Raw genomic sequence first — 17,696 nt, forward strand, 5'->3', positions numbered from 1 at the left:
CCAGGGAGGTGAGGCATGTCCGAGGCGACGACCATCGTTCGCGTCCCCGTCCGTCTGACCGTGAACGGCAAGTCCGTCTCAGCCGAGATCGATCCGCGCACCCTGCTGGTGCAGTTCCTGCGCGAGACGCTGGACCTGACCGGCACCCACGTTGGCTGCGACACCAGCCAGTGCGGCGCCTGCGTCGTCCATCTCGACGGGGTGGCGGTGAAGTCCTGCACCATGCTCGCCGCGCAGGCGGACGGCGCCTCCGTCACCACCATCGAGGGGCTGGCGACCGGCGGAAAGCTGCACCCCATGCAGGAAGCCTTCCGCGAGAATCATGGCCTGCAGTGCGGCTTCTGCACGCCGGGCATGATCATGAGCGCGGTGGATCTCGTGGCCCGCTTCGGCCCGGACCTCGACGAGACGACCATCCGCGAGAACCTCGACGGCAACATCTGCCGCTGCACGGGCTACCACAACATCGTCAAGGCCGTCGCCGCGGGCGCCGCCGCCATGGGCTCTGCCGAGGCGCCGCGCGCCGCCGAATAGGCGGCTGCCGCACCCCGTCCGCCAAGCATTTCGCAGACATAGCCCGCCCGCAAAGGGCGGCGCCGGGAGGATCCCGATGAACGCCAGCGTTTCCAGCTCCGTCACGCCCATCGGCGCCGCGGTCCGGCGCAAGGAAGACCACCGCTTCATCACCGGCAAGGGCCGCTACACGGACGATCTCGATCGTCCCGGGCAGGCCTATGCCTATTTCGTTCGCTCGCCCTACGCGCACGCCCGCATTCGCCACATCGACGCGACCGCGGCCAAGGCCATGCCGGGTGTGGTGGACGTGCTCACCGGCGCGGACCTCGCCGCCGATGGGCTCGGCGACCTCATCTGCGGCTGGATGATCCATTCCAAGGACGGCAGCCCCATGAAGATGGGCTCCCATCCGGCGCTGGCGAAGGAGAAGGTGCGCTATGTGGGCGACCACGTGGCCGTCGTGATCGCCGAGACGCTGAACCAGGCGAAGGACGCCGCGCTCGCGGTCGAGGTCGAATACGAGCTTTTGCCGGCGGTCGCGGACCTCGCCTCGGCCACCGACGGCGAGCAGATCCACGATTGCGCCCCGCGCAACACCGCTTTCGAGTGGGAACTGGGCGACAAGGCCGCCACCGAGGCGGCGTTCGCCCGCGCGGCGAAGGTGACGAGCATCGACATCGTCAACAACCGCCTCGCCCCCAACGCCATCGAGCCGCGCGCGGCCATCGGCGAATATGATTCCGGCGACGAGGCCTACACCCTCTGGACCACCAGCCAGAACCCGCACGTCGCCCGACTCGTGCTCTCCGCCTTCGTCGGCATCGCGCCGGAAAACAAGCTGCGCGTCATCGCCCCTGATGTGGGCGGCGGTTTCGGCTCCAAGATCTTCATCTATGCGGAAGAGACCGTCTGCGCCTGGGCGTCGAAGAAGGTGGGCCGGCCTGTGAAGTGGACGGGCGACCGCTCGGAGGCCTTCCTCTCCGACGCCCACGGCCGCGACCACATCACCCACGCCGAGCTGGCGATGGACGAGGCCGGCCACATCATCGGCTTCCGCATCAAGACGCGCGCCAATATGGGCGCCTATCTCTCCACCTTCGCCTCCTCCATCCCCACCTATCTCTACGCGACGCTGCTGTCGGGCCAGTACGCCATCCCGGCCATCTATTGCGAGGTGGATGCCATCTACACCACCACCGCCCCGGTGGACGCATATCGCGGCGCCGGACGGCCGGAGGCGACGTTCCTTCTGGAACGCATCGTGGAGAAGGCGGCGCGCGAGCGCGGGGAGGACCCGGCCGAGTTCCGCCGACGCAACTTCATCAAGTCCTTCCCGCACCAGACGCCCGTCATCATGTGCTACGACGCGGGCGATTACGTCGCCTCCCTCGACAAGGCGCTTGAGGTGGCGGACTACAAGGGCTTCCCCGCCCGCCGCGCCGAGTCCGAGCGCAACGGCAAACTGCGCGGCATTGGCCTCTCGGCCTATATCGAGGCCTGCGGCATCGCCCCCTCGGCGGCGGTCGGTTCGCTCGGTGCCGGCGTCGGCCTGTGGGAAAGCGCGGAAGTGCGCGTGAACCCCACCGGCAACGTGGAGGTGCTCACCGGCTCCCACAGCCACGGGCAGGGGCACGAGACCACCTTCGCCCAGCTCGTCTCTGCCCGCCTCGGCATCCCCATCGATCAGGTGAGCGTGGTCCACGGCGACACCGACAAGGTGCAGTTCGGCATGGGCACCTACGGCTCGCGCTCCGGTGCCGTGGGCATGTCGGCCATCGTGAAGGCGCTCGACAAGGTGGAGGCCAAGGCGAAGAAGATCGCCGCCCATATGCTCGAGGCCTCCGAAGGGGATATCGAGTTCAAGGACGGCAAGTTCACCGTCGCCGGCACGGACCGCTCCCTCGCCTTCGCCGAAGTGGCGCTCAACGCCTATGTGGCCCACAAATTCCCGACCTCCGAGATCGAGCCGGGGCTGAAGGAGGGGGCGTTCTACGACCCCACCAACTTCACCTTCCCCGCCGGTTGCCACATCTGCGAGCTGGAGGTGGACCCGGAGACCGGCGTCGTCGAGATCAAGTCCTTCGTCGCCATCGACGATTTCGGCGAGATCATCAATCCGATGATCGTCGAGGGGCAGGTCCACGGCGGCATCGGCCAGGGGATCGGCCAGGCGCTGATGGAAGGCGTCACCTATGACGAAGACGGCCAGCTCGTGACCGGCTCCTACATGGACTACACCATGCCCCGCGCCGGCGATTTGCCCTCCTTCACGGTGGGCATGACGCAGACCCGATGCCCCTCCAACCCGCTCGGCATCAAGGGCTGCGGCGAGGCCGGGGCCATCGGCGCGCCCCCCGCCGTCATCAATGCGCTCACCAATGCGCTCGGCACCGAGGACGTGCCCATGCCCGCCACGCCCTCGAAAGTGTGGGCCATCGCGCAGGCTCGCGCTTCCCGTCTTGCAGCGGAATAGGAGGACGCCATGTACGCCTTCGACTATCAGCGTCCCGACGCCATCGCCGCCGCCGCCGCGCTCCTCTCCGCCGATCCGGAGGCCAAGGCGCTGGCCGGTGGGCAGACCTTGCTGCCGACGTTGAAGCAGCGCCTCGCCCAGCCCACCGCGCTGGTGGACCTCTCCCGCATTCCGGAACTCTCCGGCATCTGCGCCACCACGGAAGGCGTCGCGATCGGCGCCATGACGCGCCACGCCGCGGTCGCCGCCTCGGACGTGGTGCGTGCCGCCATCCCGGCCCTCGCCGACCTTGCCGGCATGATCGGCGACGTGGCGGTGCGCAACCGGGGCACCATCGGCGGCTCGCTGGCCAATGACGACCCGACCGCCGACTATCCCGCCGCTGTGCTCGCCCTGAACGCCACCGTGGTCACCGACCGCCGCTCCATCGGCGCGTCCGATTTCTTCCGCGGCCTGTTCGAGACGGCGCTGGAGGAGGGGGAGATCATCACCCGCGTGGACTTCCCGAAGGTGGAGAAGGCTGCCTACGCCAAGTTCCGCAACCCGGCCTCGCGCTATGCCATGGCGGGGGTATTCGTGGCGAAGACGGCGGCCGAGGTGCGGGTGGCGGTGACGGGGGCCGGGCAGTCCGGCGTGTTCCTGTGGACCGAGGCGGGGGACATCCTCGGCTCCGATTTCACGGTGGGCGCCATCTCCGGCCTCGCGCTCGACCCGTCCAACCTCATGAGCGATCTGCACGGAAGTGCGGAATACCGCGCGCAGCTGGCGAAGGTGATGCTCAAGCAGGCGGTGGGCTCGATCACGGGGTGAGATGTGCCCTGCTCCCCGCCCGCGTGCATAGTGGGCAACGTGGCGGGCATGGCCTCTCCGGCCTAAGCTGAAGCGGCGGCACCACCGCCGCCGTGCCGAGCCGGGGCATCATGAGCAGCGATTCCGAGAGCGCCGCAGACCATGCCGCCGGCCCGGCCGCCCACCGCTTCAGGAGTGGGCGGTTTCCCAAGGCGCGCGTGGATGCCCTGAGCGACGGCATCTTTGCCTTCGCCATGACGCTTCTGGTGCTGGACATCCGCCTGCCGGACAACCTTGCGCTCACCTCGGCGACGGAGCTGACGGCGCATCTCCTGTCGCTGTCGCATCAGACGCTGACCTATGTGATTTCGTTCTTCGTGCTCGGCGCCTTCTGGCGCAGCGGGATCGAAATCCGCCCCACCAGCGAGACGGTGGACCGGCACACGGTGCGCCTCGCGCTCCTCTTTCTGTTTTTCGTCACCACCGTGCCGTTCTCGTCCGGGCTGGTGGGGCGCTATGGCGGGCTCACGCCGGCCGTGCTCGTCTATGCCGGCAACATGACCATGCTGGCCGTGCTGACCATCGCGATCCGCTATCTGGACGTGGAGCCGCGCCACCGTTCGCTGCGGGGCGCCGCGGGTGGGGTGCTGCCGCTGTTCATCGCGACCGCAGTCCTCTCGGTGCTCATCAGCGCCGTGGCGCCGGGACAAGCCATGTATGCCTACCTGCTCAATGGGCTGGCGCGCCTGCCCTTCTGGCCGCGGGGCGGATACGGCGAATCGGCTTGACCCAACGAAAAAAGGCCGGCGCAGGGACTGCCTGCGCCGGCCTTTCAATCCCTCAGCCGGAATGGCTGGGACGTGCCGTCACTTGACGCCGATGACGCCGCCCACGGCACCGCCGACCGCGCCCACGGCGCCGCCGACCACCGCGCCCACCGGACCAGCGGCCTTCTCGCCTTCCTTGGCGCCCTTCTCGGCACCGTGGCCGGTGCCCTGCACGCCGCCGGCGACGCCGCCCGCGACCGCGCCGCCCACACCGCCAACCGTGCCGCCGACGCCGGCGCCGACCGTGCCAGCCGCCTTGTCACCGGCCGCCGCGCCGGCATTCGCACCCTGCTCGGCACCCTTCACCACGCCCTGCGCGAAAGCGGCGGCGGGGGCCAGAGCCAGAGAGAGAGCGGTAGCGGCCAGAATGATCTTCTTCATGGCATTCCATCCTTCGGTTCGTCACTTCGACAGGCAACGGAAGCCGTGCTTCCGCCGCCGAGCGCGCGACCGTGGGGCGTCGTGGTGCGCAAACCCGCCCCTACGATAATCCGCCGGCCGGCCTCCCGCCAGACACGCTGGCGGGAGCTTGGCCGCAGCTATCAGGCGGTCTTGTCGAAAAGCTGGCGGCCGATAAGCATCCGCCGGATTTCGCTGGTGCCGGCCCCGATCTCGTAGAGCTTGGCGTCGCGCAGCAGGCGGCCGGTGGGATAATCGTTGATGTAGCCGTTGCCGCCCAGCGTCTGGATCGCCTCCAGCGCCATCCAGGTGGCTTTTTCCGCCGCATACAGAATGGCGCCGGCCGCATCCTCGCGGGTGGTTGCGCCGCGGTCGCAGGCCTTGGCCACCGCGTAGACGTAGGCCTTGGTGGCGTTCATCGTCACGTACATGTCGGCGATCTTGCCCTGCATCAGCTGGAAGGTGCCGATGGGCTGACCGAACTGCTTGCGCTCGTGGACATAGGGCATCACCACGTCCATGCAGGCCTGCATGATGCCGGTGGGGCCACCGGCCAGCACCGCGCGCTCATAGTCGAGCCCGCTCATCAGCACATTGACGCCCTTGCCCACGGCGCCGAGCACGTTCTCCTCCGGCACCTCGCAATCCTCGAACACCAGTTCGCCGGTGTCGGAGCCGCGCATGCCGAGCTTGTCGAGCTTCTGGGCGGTGGAGAAGCCCTTGAAGCCCTTCTCCACGAGGAAGGCGGTCATCCCCTTCGGGCCGGCGGCGGGGTCGGTCTTGGCGTAGACCACCAGCGTCTCGGCGATCGGACCATTGGTGATCCACATCTTCGAGCCGTTGAGGATGTAGCGGTCGCCCTTCTTCTCCGCGCGGGTGCGCATGGAGACGACATCGGAGCCCGCGCCCGGCTCGGACATGGCGAGGGCGCCCACATGCTCGCCGGAGATCAGCTTGGGCAGGTACTTCGCCTTCTGCTCGGGCGTGCCGTTGCGGCTGATCTGATTTACGCACAGGTTGGAGTGCGCGCCATAGGACAGGCCCACCGAGGCGGAGGCGCGGGAGATCTCCTCCATGGCGATGACGTGCTCGAGATAGCCGAGCCCCGAGCCGCCGTATTCCTCTTCCGCCGTTACGCCGAGCAGGCCCAGCGCGCCGAGCTTGGGCCACAGGTCGCGCGGGAACTGGTTGGTCTTGTCGATCTCGGCGGCGCGCGGGGCGATCTCGGCCTGGGAGAAGTCGCGCACGGTGTCGCGCAGCATGTCGGCGGTTTCGCCGAGGTCGAAGTCGAAACCCCCGGGGGCGTTCGGCAGCATGGTCACATCCTCCCTCGCTCCCCCGATTCTCATGCGCGGTCGCGGCCGCCGACGGGAAGCAGGAGCTAGAATAAAACGGTTGTCCGTTTAATCAATGGGCCGGAGCCATGGCGCGCCGCTCAACTTTCGTCAGGCGGCGGGGCGGGTGATGCGATCGGTAAGGTTGAGCCGCCCACGCGCGATTTCGGCCACCTGAAGCCGCACGGCCTCCGAGCCGGCAAGCTGGTCCAGCATCTCGATCTGGTTGCGGGCAATGAGCAGCAGCAGGTCGTCGCGCACGGCGCCGTCCGGCCCCTTGGGCAGCACCGGGACGATCTGGAGATGGTCGAGGTGCGGCCGGTCGGGCAGCGCGGCCGCGAGATGGGCGCGCAGGGCGTCCGCCGTCACCGGAGCCGAAGGCGCCACGAAGGCATAGAGGCCGACCTTGCCGCCCAGCGTCTGGAAGTCCGACATGTGCACCTCCGCCACCGCAGGATGGCTGGCGAGGGCTGCGGCGATCCGCGGCCCCACCTGCGTCACCCGAGGGCCGCGGCCCTCGGTGTCGGAATAGGACATCAGCCGCCGGGTCACGAAGCGGTAGACTTTCTTGCCAGTGGCCATCCACACGCGGGTGGGCAGGCTCTTGGTGGCCAACACCTTCTTCTCGCGCGGAGTCAATTGATCCGGGCAATAGGTGCGCTTGTGCTTCAGAAGGTGGCGCAGGTCCTCGTAGGCCAGCACGCGCCCGAGCTTGGAGCGGCGGCTGAAGGGCAGGGCGAGCTGGAAATCCATCAACCACGCCTCGCCGTCCGCCCCCCGCAGCCAGTTCTGCTGCTTGGCGAGGTCGTTATGGACGTAGCCGGCACGATGGAGTGTCAGCAACGCGGCGCGGGCGGAGTGGAAGAAGTGCATGTCGCCGGCCGGCCGGGCGATCTGCAGCGGCGCCCCGTCGATCCAGCCGCGCACCAGGAAGCGCTTGCCGACGGCGAGCAACGGCGTGGTGACGCCGGTGCGCGTCACCTTCTCCAGCGCGTGGATCTCATGGGCCGCGAGCTGGTAGGCGATGGGCGCGAACCAGAGCGAGACGTCGTTCCAGCGCCGGCGCACGGCGGGCCAGTCCCGGCCATGGCGGTCGGTCCAGGTGCCGCGTTCCACGGTGGAGAAGACATCGCGCTTCAGCACCGTGTCCACGGCGAAGCGGGCCGGGTCGGCATCATATTCCAAGGGCGGCGGCGTGACGGACTGGCGCGGCATCCGGGCCTCTTAAGCCGCCTCTGGCGGGCTGTCGAGCCAGGTGAGGATGTCGGTCAGCGCGCGCGCGGCGAGCGCCTTCTTCTTGGCGAGCGTCTTCTCCGCCCCCCGCAAGCGCTTGCCGGCCTCGCCCTTGGGCGCCTCGGCGAGCGGGGGGAACAGGCCGAAATTCACGTTCATGGGCTGGAAGGAGCGGGGGCCGCCTTCAGCTTCCGCTTCGATATGCCCGCCAGTGATGTGGGCGAGCAGCGCTCCGTGCGCGGTGGTCATCGGCGGCACAGGCACCTCCTGTCCCAGCCGTTCGGCGGCGGCAAAGCGCCCGGCCATCAGGCCCACGGCGGCACTTTCCACATAGCCTTCGCAGCCAGTGATCTGCCCGGCGAAGCGTAGGCGCGGATCAGCCTTCAGGCGCAGCGTGCCGTCGAGCAGGCGCGGGGAATTAAGGTAGGTGTTGCGATGGAGGCCGCCGAGCCGGGCGAACTCGGCATTTTCCAGCCCCGGAATGGTGCGGAACACGCGGGCCTGCTCGCCATGGCGCAGCTTCGTCTGGAAGCCGACCATATTGTAGAGCGTGCCCAGCTTGTTGTCCTGCCGCAGCTGGACGATGGCATAGGCCTTCACATCAGGCGCATGCGGATTGGTGAGGCCCACCGGCTTCATGGGGCCGAAGCGCAGCGTCTCGCGGCCCCGCTCGGCCATCACCTCGATGGGCAGGCAGCCGTCAAAATAGGGGGTCTTGGCCTCGAAGTCGCGCACGGGCGCCTTGTCGCCGGAGATCAGCGCATCGATGAAGGCATTGTATTGCGCCTCATCCATTGGGCAGTTGATGTAGTCTGCGCCCGTGCCGCCCGGTCCCGCCTTGTCGTAGCGCGACTGGAACCAGGCCTTGCCCATGTCGATGCTGTCGAAATGCACGATGGGCGCGATGGCATCGAAGAAGGCGAGGGCGCTTTCGCCGGTGAGGCCAAGGATGGCTTCGGCCAGCGCGGGGGAGGTGAGGGGGCCGGTGGCGAGGATCACATTGTCCCACTCGGCCGGGGGCAGGCCGGTGATCTCCTCGCGACGGATATCGATGAGCGGGTGTTCTTCCAGTGCGGCGGTGACGGCGCGGGAGAAGCCCTCCCGGTCCACCGCCAGCGCGCCGCCGGCCGGCACCTGGTTGGCATCCGCCGCCTTCAGGATCAGCGAGCCGGCGCGGCGCATCTCCGCATGGAGCACGCCGACCGCGTTGCCCTGCGGATCATCCGAACGAAAGGAATTGGAGCAGACCAATTCGGCGAGGCCATCGGTGAGGTGCGCCTCGGTGCCGCGCACGGGCCGCATCTCGTGAAGCACGACGGGAACGCCGCGGATCGCCAGCTGCCAGCTTGCCTCCGAGCCCGCGAGACCGCCGCCGACCACATGGACGGGTGCGACATTATCGCCATTCGGACGGTCGGGCCAAAAAGTGTCAGGCATCGCGGCTCCAGTGCGGCGCCGGCAATCAGGGGCATCCGGCGGGACAAGGGATGTGCCACACGCGCCGCTCAGACTTCAACCCTCGCAGCCATCCGCATCCTGTGAGGGCCCCAAAAACGAAAATGGCCCCCTGAGGGACCATTCTCCGGTGCCTGCCCGAAGGCAGGCTCAGCCATGGCGGCGTTGTCTGAAATCAGGCAACGGCCGAAGCGTGGCGGGCCACCGCGCGGATCTCGCTGCGCGACACGTTGATGTCCGCGAGAGACCGATCATCAAGGCTGGACAGCTCCGCAACCGTGCGGTTGTAGACCTGCCACCGGCGAAACTGGCGAGCCAGCAAACCCCAGAGCAACATCTTACTTCTCCTTTCGTGGTGCGCCTTGCAGCGACTCCACTTGCTGGCAGCAACATATGCTCTCATGCTGCGTCGCCATAGAGCGCTGATGCATTGCAGCAATGCAACGCGTGCATGGTCCGGGCAATCGCTCGTTAACGCATGGGAATAGTGCAATGCTGCATTGCATATCCTTGGCAAGTCTCGTTTTTGGAGAGGTATATTTCTGCCTCCCCCATGCTATGTCGAGCGTGAGTGGGCGGGGGCCCTCTCGGGACGCTGCTCGCGCGGCGTGCCGCGTATGCGTAAGACGCATTGGGGGCATGTGATGAACGTGGCGAACGCCGCCGGCCTAGCCGGGGACGCTATCTATACTGCCCAGGAGGAACGGGGCCTCACGTCCCGTTTTCTGGGTTCGACAGGCTTCTTTGTCGAGGTGGGGGCCTACGACCCGGTCTTCCAGAGCCAGACGCTCCACCTGGAACTCACCGGATGGCGGGGGCTTCTGGTCGAGCCCGTGCCGGAATTCGCCGAAAATCTGCGCCGTGCCCGTCAGGCGGACGTGGTGCAGTGCGCCTGTGTCGCACCCGAGGCCGCTGTCGCCGGCCGAGTGGCCCTGCTGGAACGGCGCGGCGCCAGCACCGTCGTCTTCGATCCGCGCAAGGTGCGGCCGGAGGACATGGTGATCGAGGTGCCGGCCGCGACCCTCGACTCCATTCTCGACGACGCCGGGCTCTCCAGCATCGACTTCCTCTCGGTGGACGTGGAAGGCGCCGAGCCCGACGTGCTGAAGGGACTGACGCTCAGCCGCTTCCAGCCCAAGCTGGTCGTGGTCGACGACCGGGAGCGGTTCGCGGAGACGTGCGCCGTTCTGCGTCAGGGCAATTACCATCTCGTTCGGCGTACCGGCCACAATGCGTGGTTCGTGCCGCACGAGACCGCCCGGCACCTGAGCCTGCGCGCACGGGCGCAGCTCGCGTGGACCTACGGCATCGGCCGTCTGCTCCGCCGCGGCATCCGTCCGGGTTCCGCCCGTATGGCCTGAGGCGGCGGGCAGTCGGAAGGCGAGCCTTATTCGGCCGCCTGCCGGCGCCGCCTGCCGCGCGTGACCCGGGGCGCATCGGATGCCTCTGCGGGCGCTTCACCTGCGCCGCCCAGTGTATCCGGCACAGCCTGCGCCACGACGCGTGTCTCATCGGCCGCATCGGCTTCCACCACGTCCGGCGAGGCAGAGCGTCGACCGGCCTTCCCCCGCCCCGGCTCAGCCGGCCTGGCTGACCCTTTTGTGTCGCCGGCCTTCTGCCCGTCCGCGAACGGACGGCGGGCGAGCACTTCGGCGAGGAAACGGCCGGTGTGGGAGCGCTTGCTGGCCGCCACCGTCTCCGGCGTGCCCGCCACCACGATCTCGCCGCCGCCGTCGCCGCCCTCGGGGCCGAGGTCGAGAATCCAGTCGGCGGTCTTGATGACTTCGAGATTGTGCTCGATCACCACCACCGAATTGCCCTGCTCCACCAGCTCGTGCAGCACCTCCAGCAGCTTCTTCACGTCGTGGAAGTGCAGGCCGGTCGTCGGCTCGTCCAGGATATAGAGCGTACGCCCGGTGGCGCGCCGCGACAACTCCTTGGAGAGCTTCACCCGCTGCGCCTCGCCGCCGGACAGCGTGGTGGCTTGCTGGCCGACCTTCACATAGTCGAGGCCGACGCGGTGCAGCGTCTCCAGCTTCTCGCGCACGGAGGGGACGGCCTTGAAGAATTGCGCCCCTTCTTCCACCGTCATGTCGAGCACGTCGGCGATGGACTTGTTCTTAAAGGTGACTTCCAGCGTCTCACGATTGTAGCGCTTGCCCTTGCAGACGTCGCAGGTGACGTACACGTCCGGCAGGAAGTGCATTTCGATCTTGATGACGCCATCGCCCTGGCACGCCTCGCATCGCCCGCCCTTCACGTTGAAGGAGAAGCGCCCGGCGCCATACCCACGCGCCTTCGCTTCCGGCAGGCCGGCGAACCATTCGCGGATGGGGGTGAAGGCGCCGGTATAGGTCGCCGGGTTCGAGCGCGGCGTGCGGCCGATGGGCGACTGGTCGATATCGATCACCTTGTCGAGGTGTTCCAGCCCCTCCAGCTTGTCGAACGGGGCAGGGGCCTCCGAGGCGCCGTTCAGCCGCCGCGCCACCGCCTTGTAAAGCGTGTCGATCAGCAGCGTGGACTTGCCGCCGCCCGACACGCCGGTGATGCAGGTGAACAGCCCGAGGGGAATTTCCGCCGTGACATTCTTCAGGTTGTTGCCGCGCGCGCCGGTGAGCTTGAGCATGCGCTTCGGATTGGGCTTGCGCCGCGCCGGCACGCCCACGCTGAGTTCGCCCGTGAGATAGCGGCCGGTGAGGGAGGCGGGATTGGCAAGGATTTCCGCCGGCGTGCCCTGTGCCACGATCTTCCCGCCGTGGATTCCCGCGCCCGGGCCCACGTCCACCACATGGTCGGCGGCGAGGATGGCGTCCTCGTCGTGCTCCACCACGATCACCGTGTTGCCGAGGTCGCGCAGGTGCTTGAGCGTGCCCAGAAGGCGCTCGTTGTCGCGCTGGTGCAGGCCGATGGAGGGCTCGTCCAGCACATAGAGCACGCCGGTGAGGCCCGAGCCGATCTGCGAGGCGAGGCGGATGCGCTGGCTCTCGCCGCCCGATAACGTGCCCGAAGACCGCGCCAGCGTCAGATATTCCAGCCCCACGTCGAGCAGGAAGCGCAGCCGCTCGCGGATCTCCTTGAGGATGCGTCCGGCGATCTCGTTCTGCTTGTCGGTGAGCTGGGCCGGGAGGTTCTCGAACCATCCGGCCGCCCCGCGCACGGAAAGCTCGCCGATCTCGCCGATGTGCCGCCCGGCGATCTTCACCGCCAGCGCCTCGGGCTTCAGCCGGTAGCCGTTGCAGACCTTGCAGGGCACGGTGGAGAAGTATTTGGAGATCTCCTCCCGCGCCCAGTCGCTGTCCGTCTCCTTCCAGCGCCGGTCGAGGTTGCGCACCACGCCCTCGAAGGTCTTCGAGGTCTCATAGGCGCGCATGCCGTCGTCATAGTGGAAGGTGATCTTCTCGCTGCCCGAGCCGAACAGCAGCACCTCCCGCGCCTGCTCCGGCAGGTCGGCGAAGGGCACGTTCAGCTTGAAGTGGTAGTGCTTGGCCAGCGCATCCAGCGTCTGCCCGTAATAGGGCGAGGTGGATTTGGCCCAGGGGGCGATGGCGCCCTGCTTCAGCGAGCGCGCCTTGTCCGGCACCACGAGGTCCGGATCGATGGTCTGCTCCACGCCGAGCCCGTCACAGGCCGGGCAGGCGCCGAAGGGATTGTTGAAGGAGAACAGCCGCGGCTCGATCTCCGGAATTGTGAAGCCGGACACCGGGCAGGCGAACTTCTCCGAGAAGATGATGCGGCGCGGATCGCCGGCCTCGTCCTTCTCGTCGGCGAACTCCGCCACCGCGATGCCATCCGCGAGGCCGAGGGCGGTCTCGAAGCTGTCGGCGAGGCGTTGGGCGAGGTCCGCGCGCACGACGATGCGGTCCACCACCACGTCGATGTCGTGCTTGAACTTCTTGTCGAGGGCCGGTGCCTCGGCGATCTCGTGGAAGGTGCCGTCGATCTTGACCCGCTGGAAGCCCTTCTTCATCCACTCGGCGAGTTCCTTGCGATACTCGCCCTTGCGCCCGCGCACCACCGGCGCCAGCAAGAAGAGCCGCGTGCCTTCTGGCAGCGCGAGGGTGCGGTCCACCATCTGCGAGACGGTCTGGCTCTCGATCGGCAGGCCCGTGGCCGGCGAATAGGGCACGCCGGTGCGCGCCCACAGCAGGCGCATGTAGTCATAAATCTCGGTGACTGTGCCCACCGTGGAGCGCGGGTTCTTAGATGTGGTCTTCTGCTCGATGGAGATGGCCGGCGAGAGACCGTCGATCTGGTCCACGTCCGGCTTCTGCATCATCTCCAGGAACTGGCGGGCATAGGCCGAAAGGCTTTCCACATAGCGCCGCTGTCCTTCCGCATAGATCGTGTCGAAGGCGAGCGAGCTTTTCCCCGAACCGGACAGGCCGGTGAACACCACCAGGCTGTCTCGGGGGATTTCGAGATCCACGTTCTTGAGATTGTGCTCGCGCGCGCCGCGCACCGACAGGGTGCGGGCATCGCGACGGGGGGCGGGACGCGGGGAGGCTGCGCGATCAGACATGGACATCCGCTGGCGCCTGCGGCGCAAAAAGGGGTCGGGGCCTGAGGAACGATCGTGCCACGCTTGCGGCGGCAAACACGCCGACGGCTGGAAAGCCGCGCAGCGCGCCAAGGAACGTGCTCATGAACTCAGGGAAATGTAGTGGACCTTGTGCGATGCGGAAGAGAACATAATCAGAACTCCGGAGGGTGCCACCCAAAAAGAGCCGTCGACTCGCATGGAGCGCGCCCGATGGCCTTGCCAGTCTGGGGGAAGTCGGCTAGGAACACAACGTGAACATCTGATCCCTCAGGTGATACGCGCGGAAGAGCGTGCCGGTTCATCGGTTCATCATGGGGATAAAGCCGCACCGGGGGTCGCGTGGCCCGGCGGGGACGCTAGGGTGCGGGATTCGCGGCGTGCCGATCTTCGGTGGCGCCCAGAAACGGACTACGGCACGAGGGAGAGCGCGATGGCCGGCAGCGTCAACAAGGTGATCCTGATCGGCAATCTGGGCCGCGACCCGGAGGTCAAGTCGTTCCAGAACGGCGGCCGCGTCTGCAACCTGTCCATTGCCACGTCCGAGAACTGGCGCGACAAGGCCTCCGGCGAGCGCCGCGAGCGCACCGAGTGGCATCGCGTGGTGATCTTCAACGAGAATCTGGTGGGCGTCGCCGAGCGTTTCCTGAAGAAGGGCTCCAAGGTCTATATCGAGGGCCAGCTCGAGACCCGCAAGTATGAGAAGGACGGCCGCGAGACCTACACCACCGAGGTGGTGCTGCGCCCCTATCGTGGCGAGCTGACGCTGCTCGACGGTCGCGAGGGTGGCGGGTCCGGAGCAGACGAATACAGCGGCGGCTCCGACTTCGGCTCGGCCAGCCCCATGGGTGGCGGCGGTGGCAGCTTCGGCGGCTATAGCGGCGGCGGTTCCGGCGGCGGGCGCCGTCCGGCGCCGGCTGGCGGCGGGATGGGCGGCGGCTCGGGTGGTGGTCGCCCCGCGGCCGATCTCGACGACGAAATCCCCTTCTGAGGCGGCCGGCGCCTGTCGCGCCGGTGGAGGCGGGGCGAAGCGTCGGTGACCCCGGCCGCGGCCCGGTCGTGCAGTGTCCATTCCTGCGTGCGGGGCCTCGACGTGGAGGGAACGCGTGGCGTTCCCTGTCGCCCCGTCGCGGCGTCGTTCGCTGGTCGGGTTTTCATGCCTTTTCAGGCCCTTCTGACGCAAAAGCGACAAAATGTGCGGCGCCTAGCAAAGTGCTCCGCATAAGTTATTGATTTATAACGGGAAAAATTGAGCCAACCGGTGGGGTTTTGCTGGCGTCGGAAGGGTGAATCGGCTAGAAGGAAGCGCCCTTCCAATCCATGCGAGTGCTGACTTTTGGCCGATTCCGAAACGCCGAAGAGTGGCGGCGAGCCGCCGTCCGACATCCGGCCCGTTTCCATCACGGAGGAGCTGTCCCGCTCCTATCTCGACTATGCCATGAGCGTCATCGTCGCCCGGGCCCTGCCCGACGTGCGCGACGGCCTCAAGCCCGTGCATCGGCGCATCCTGTTCTCCATGCACGAGAACGGGTACGAGTGGAACAAGCAGTATCGCAAGTCGGCCCGCGTGGTCGGCGACGTGATCGGTAAGTACCATCCCCACGGTGACCAGTCGGTCTACGACGCGCTGGTGCGCATGGCGCAGACCTTCGCCATGCGCCTCCCACTGGTGGACGGTCAGGGCAATTTCGGCTCGGTGGACGGCGATGCCCCGGCGGCCATGCGCTACACCGAGGTGCGCCTGGAGAAGGTGACCAACACCCTTCTCGACGACCTCGACAAGGAAACCGTCGACTTCCAGGAAAACTACGACAACACCGAGAGGGAGCCGAGCGTCCTTCCGGCCAAGTTCCCGAACCTTCTGGTGAATGGTGCGGGCGGTATTGCGGTGGGCATGGCCACCAATATCCCGCCGCACAATCTCGGTGAGATCATCGATGTCACCGTCGCCCTGCTGGACGACCCGCTGCTCGAGCCCGAGGCGCTGCTGGATCTGTTGCCCGGCCCGGACTTTCCCACCGGCGCGCTGATCCTCGGCCGCACCGGCATCCGACAGGCATATCTCACCGGCCGCGGCTCGATCCTGATGCGCGCGAAGGTCGCCATCGAGAACATCCGCAAGGACCGCGAAGCCCTCATCGTCACCGAGATTCCCTATCAGGTGAACAAGGCGACGATGATCGAGAAGATCGCGGAGCTGGTGCGTGACAAGCGGGTGGAGGGCATCTCCGAGATTCGCGACGAGAGCGACCGCGACGGCATGCGCGTGGTCATCGAGATCAAGCGCGACTCCCAGGCCGACGTGGTGCTGAACAACCTCTACCGGCTCACGCTGCTGCAGACCTCGTTCGGCGTGAACATGGTGGCGCTCTCCGGAGGCAAGCCCGGCCTGCTCACCCTGCACGACGTGCTGACCGCCTTCATCGCCTTCCGCGAGGAGGTCATCAGCCGGCGCACCAAATTCCTGCTGCGCAAGGCGCGCGACCGCGCGCACGTTTTGGTGGGCCTCGCCATCGCGGTCGCCAACATCGACGAGGTGATCCGCCTCATCCGCACCGCGCCCGACCCGGCGACCGCCCGCGAGTCCCTGATGGGCCGCGACTGGCCGGCCAAGGACATGGCGCCGCTGATCGCCCTCATCGCCGATCCGCGCCACAAGCTGAAGGAGGACGGCACCTATCGCCTCTCCGAAGTGCAGGCCCGGGCCATCCTGGACCTGCGCTTGCAGCGCCTCACCGCCCTCGGCCGGGACGAAATCGCCGACGAGCTGGACAAGCTCGCCGCCGAGATCGCCGATTATCTCGACATCCTCGCCAGCCGGCCGCGCATGCGGGCGATCATCCGGGACGAACTGCTCGCCATCAAGGCGGAGTTCGGCACCCCCCGGAAGACCGAGATCGTCGAGGGCTTCGGCGATTTGGAGGACGAGGACCTCATCCAGCGCGAGGAGATGGTCGTCACGGTCTCCCACGCCGGCTACATCAAGCGCGTGCCGCTCTCCACCTATCGGGCGCAGCGGCGTGGCGGCAAGGGCCGCTCGGCCATGCAGACGCGCGACGAGGATTTCGTCACCCGCCTGTTCGTGGCCTCCACCCACGCGCCGGTGCTGTTCTTCTCCTCCAAGGGGCAGGTCTACAAGATGAAGGTGTGGCGCCTGCCGCTGGCGGCGCCGCAGGCCCGCGGCAAGGCCCTCATCAACATCCTGCCGCTGGAGCAGGACGAGCGCATCACCTCCGTCGTGCTGCTGCCCGAGGACGAGGGCGAGAACCAGCGCCTGCAGATCATGTTCGCCACCACCGGCGGCACCGTGCGGCGCAATGCGCTCACCGATTTCCAGCAGGTGAACCGCAACGGCAAGATCGCCATGAAGCTGGCCGACGGCGAGGCGATCGCCGATGTGGGGCTCTGCACGGAGGAGGACGACGTGCTCCTCACCACGGCGGCCGGCGCCTGCATTCGCTTCCCCGCCACCGAAGTGCGCCTGTTCAAGGGGCGCGACAGCGTGGGCGTGCGCGGCATCCGGCTGGAGGAGGGTGACAGCGTCATCTCCATGGCAATCATCCGCCATGTGGATGCCGATGCCGAGCAGCGGCTCGCCTACATCAAAATGCGCCGCGCCCTGCGTGGCGAGGCGGGCGAGAGCGCCGAGGTGGAGCAGGAAGAGGGGGCCAGCGGCTCCGGCCAGCTCAGCCAGGAGCGCTATGCAGAGATGGGCGCGAAGGAGCAGTTCATCCTCACCGTCTCCGAGAACGGCTACGGCAAGCGCACCTCGTCCTACGAATATCGCGTCACCGGCCGTGGCGGTAAGGGCATCGTCGCCATGGCGGTGAACGAGCGCAACGGGCGCCTCGTCGCCTCCTTCCCGGTGGAGGATGCCGACCAGATCATGCTCGTCACCGACGGCGGCCAGCTCATCCGTTGCCCGGTGGATGGCATCCGCATCGTCGGCCGCGCCAGCCAGGGCGTCATCGTGTTCGACACGGCGGAAGGCGAGCGCGTGGTCTCGGTGGAGCATATCAGCGAGGATACCGGCGCCGAGGGCGAGGCGGGCGAAGGCGGCGCGGAAGCCGCCGGAGACGACGCGCCGGAGGCCTGATCCGCGAGCGGGGGCTTCGGCCAGAGGAGCGCAAGTG

General features: G+C 67.6%; 13 protein-coding genes. 7 read left to right on the forward strand and 6 right to left on the reverse strand.

Annotation, left to right across the window (positions count from 1 at the left end):
* Window positions 1-15 precede the first annotated feature (15 nt).
* From ACT535_RS02050 to ACT535_RS02065, 4 genes are all read left to right on the forward strand, one after another.
* Window positions 16-534, forward strand: coding sequence for a (2Fe-2S)-binding protein (locus ACT535_RS02050; RefSeq protein ID WP_476363174.1), 519 nt, complete (start codon window positions 16-18; stop codon window positions 532-534).
* Between the two features lie 76 nt (window positions 535-610).
* The gene (locus tag ACT535_RS02055) at window positions 611-2,989 is read left to right on the forward strand and encodes a xanthine dehydrogenase family protein molybdopterin-binding subunit (protein WP_476363175.1); all 2,379 of its coding nucleotides are present in this window, start codon (window positions 611-613) and stop codon (window positions 2,987-2,989) included.
* A gap of 9 nt (window positions 2,990-2,998) precedes the next feature.
* Complete coding sequence (locus ACT535_RS02060; protein ID WP_476363176.1) at window positions 2,999-3,799, forward strand: FAD binding domain-containing protein; 801 nt, start codon at window positions 2,999-3,001, stop codon at window positions 3,797-3,799.
* Window positions 3,800-3,909: 110 nt separating this feature from the next.
* Window positions 3,910-4,566 (forward strand): TMEM175 family protein, encoded by a 657-nt coding sequence (locus ACT535_RS02065; RefSeq protein ID WP_476363177.1) that lies wholly within the window; start codon window positions 3,910-3,912, stop codon window positions 4,564-4,566.
* Between the two features lie 78 nt (window positions 4,567-4,644).
* Here the strand turns inward: ACT535_RS02065 and ACT535_RS02070 are convergent, their stop codons facing one another.
* The 5 genes from ACT535_RS02070 to ACT535_RS02090 all read right to left on the reverse strand — a co-directional run bounded on the left by ACT535_RS02070 (window position 4,645) and on the right by ACT535_RS02090 (window position 9,363).
* Window positions 4,645-4,986 carry a hypothetical protein gene (locus ACT535_RS02070; RefSeq protein WP_168457790.1) on the reverse strand — a complete coding sequence of 114 codons (342 nt, stop codon included), beginning with the start codon at window positions 4,984-4,986 and terminating at the stop codon, window positions 4,645-4,647.
* A 161-nt stretch (window positions 4,987-5,147) separates the two neighbouring features.
* Window positions 5,148-6,320 (reverse strand): isovaleryl-CoA dehydrogenase, encoded by a 1,173-nt coding sequence (locus ACT535_RS02075; RefSeq protein ID WP_476363178.1) that lies wholly within the window; start codon window positions 6,318-6,320, stop codon window positions 5,148-5,150.
* 129 nt (window positions 6,321-6,449) lie between these two features.
* A complete protein-coding gene (locus tag ACT535_RS02080; protein ID WP_476363179.1) occupies window positions 6,450-7,553 on the reverse strand; it encodes a serine/threonine protein kinase in 1,104 nt (367 codons plus the stop codon).
* Between the two features lie 9 nt (window positions 7,554-7,562).
* Window positions 7,563-9,008: a methylenetetrahydrofolate--tRNA-(uracil(54)-C(5))-methyltransferase (FADH(2)-oxidizing) TrmFO gene (trmFO, locus tag ACT535_RS02085; RefSeq protein ID WP_476363180.1), complete on the reverse strand. Its 1,446-nt coding sequence runs from the start codon at window positions 9,006-9,008 to the stop codon at window positions 7,563-7,565.
* Window positions 9,009-9,201: 193 nt separating this feature from the next.
* Entirely contained in the window at window positions 9,202-9,363 is a 162-nt protein-coding gene (locus ACT535_RS02090) for a YjiS-like domain-containing protein (RefSeq protein ID WP_168457794.1), read from the reverse strand.
* 307 nt (window positions 9,364-9,670) lie between these two features.
* Here ACT535_RS02090 and ACT535_RS02095 point away from each other — a divergent pair, with 307 nt between their 5' ends.
* Window positions 9,671-10,387: an FkbM family methyltransferase gene (locus ACT535_RS02095; protein ID WP_476363181.1), complete on the forward strand. Its 717-nt coding sequence runs from the start codon at window positions 9,671-9,673 to the stop codon at window positions 10,385-10,387.
* Window positions 10,388-10,413: 26 nt separating this feature from the next.
* On the opposite strand, the gene uvrA is transcribed toward ACT535_RS02095, so the two are convergent.
* Window positions 10,414-13,545 carry an excinuclease ABC subunit UvrA gene (gene uvrA, locus ACT535_RS02100; protein ID WP_476363182.1) on the reverse strand — a complete coding sequence of 1,044 codons (3,132 nt, stop codon included), beginning with the start codon at window positions 13,543-13,545 and terminating at the stop codon, window positions 10,414-10,416.
* A 451-nt stretch (window positions 13,546-13,996) separates the two neighbouring features.
* Between uvrA and ssb the strand changes: the two genes are divergently transcribed.
* Entirely contained in the window at window positions 13,997-14,554 is a 558-nt protein-coding gene (ssb, locus tag ACT535_RS02105) for a single-stranded DNA-binding protein (RefSeq protein ID WP_168457797.1), read from the forward strand.
* A 345-nt stretch (window positions 14,555-14,899) separates the two neighbouring features.
* Window positions 14,900-17,659: a DNA gyrase subunit A gene (gene gyrA, locus ACT535_RS02110; RefSeq protein WP_476363183.1), complete on the forward strand. Its 2,760-nt coding sequence runs from the start codon at window positions 14,900-14,902 to the stop codon at window positions 17,657-17,659.
* Window positions 17,660-17,696: the final 37 nt, after the last annotated feature.

The organism is Xanthobacter sp. DMC12, from assembly GCF_056314105.1.